Raw genomic sequence first — 1,304 nt, forward strand, 5'->3', positions numbered from 1 at the left:
TGTACGGAACAACCACATGGGTTACAAAAAAGTGCATTCACATAGGTGACACTTTGATTGAAACATAGCCGTTTTTTGCGTCCCGGGCATTGACGTGACCTAGGATCACCGGACCGAAGATAACATTCCATACCCCGTCTTTGATCATCTCCATTCCAATGGTTTGATGCCTGAGCAGGTTCCCCACATATATCCGCAGACCATCTCGATTAATGATTCCGCTACCATCGGCCAGGTAACACTCAACATGGCTCGCATACCCCATTTCCGGTAGTTTCTCCGGGTAAACTCGGGTTGAGGGGGTATAGCAGGACGCCGGGGTTTTCTGGCCGAGTGCTTCGTGTCCCCGTTCATGATTGTAGTGCTGCATAAATCGATCAAAGTGTTTTTGCTGAGCCTCCCAGGCAATGGCCGGCGGTTTGGGAAACGTACTCTTCAATGTCCGGTGCATACGCTCATGACGTCCATTTTGATCTGGTCGACCGGGCTCAATTCGCTCAGGAATAATCCCAAGGCGTAGCCACCAGATGGATAACTGCGACAACCCCGCACGCCCTGTGCTCGCAAACGGCACGCCATTATCGGTTCGGATGCGCTCAGGCATCCCATACTCCCGAAAGACGTGCTCGAAGGTTTGCTGGGTCTCCTTGAGATTGGTGTTAGCCATGCTCTCGCAGGCAAGCAAGAAGCGACTGGCATGGTCCATGATCGTCAGCGGATAACACCAGACACCCGCTCCGGTGAGAAATTGGCCTTTGTAATCTGCGCTGAAAAGTTGATTAGGCGATTCTGCCTTACGCAAAGGCTTGGGATAGACAGCGACACGCTGGCGCAACGGTCGAGACGTGATCAGGTCCGCTGCCTTAAGGATGTTGTAGATGGTCGTTTTCGAAGGCGGATCCTGCCCAGGAAAGCGTTTCATCAGATCGTTCTGAATCTTTTTAGGACCCGGAACCGTTTCGCCAGTAGAGCGAAACTCAATGATTGCCTGCCTCACAACCAGCGGCACCACATAGGTCTGGTTGTGCCGGCGCCGACTACGCTCATCGAGCCCACTGGGCCCCTCTAACTGATAGCGTTCGACCCACTTATAGCCAGTCTTTCGGCTGATCTGATAGTCCTGACACAGCTGGCTAAAGCTGTGTTCTTCAGACAGATACGCCGCGATGAACATCACTTTGAGGTCCATAGGTTTCAGCTCTTTCCAGGGCATGGTCAGATCCTCGCGAAATCGACCATGCCAGTTAATAACTGTTACCTATGTGCTTGAACTGATTTGTAACCCATGTGGGTGAGTCATACCC

The 1,304-nt window shown here is 52.1% G+C and carries 1 protein-coding gene; it reads right to left on the reverse strand.

The window, feature by feature from the left end:
* Nucleotides 1–37: 37 nt before the first annotated feature.
* Nucleotides 38–1,213, reverse strand: a complete 1,176-nt coding sequence (locus tag HU762_RS26495; RefSeq protein ID WP_186641867.1) for an integrase core domain-containing protein — start codon at nucleotides 1,211–1,213, stop codon at nucleotides 38–40.
* Between the last annotated feature and the right edge of the window lie 91 nt (nucleotides 1,214–1,304).

This window comes from Pseudomonas sp. SWRI92 (genome assembly GCF_014268685.1).
Classification (GTDB): Bacteria; Pseudomonadota; Gammaproteobacteria; order Pseudomonadales; family Pseudomonadaceae; genus Aquipseudomonas; species Aquipseudomonas marvdashtae.

What these genes read in the sequence shown, in the direction of transcription:
- HU762_RS26495 (WP_186641867.1), bottom strand. Translation starts at nt 1,213, where the DNA reads ATGCCCTGGAAAGAGCTGAAACCTATGGACCTCAAAGTGATGTTCATC.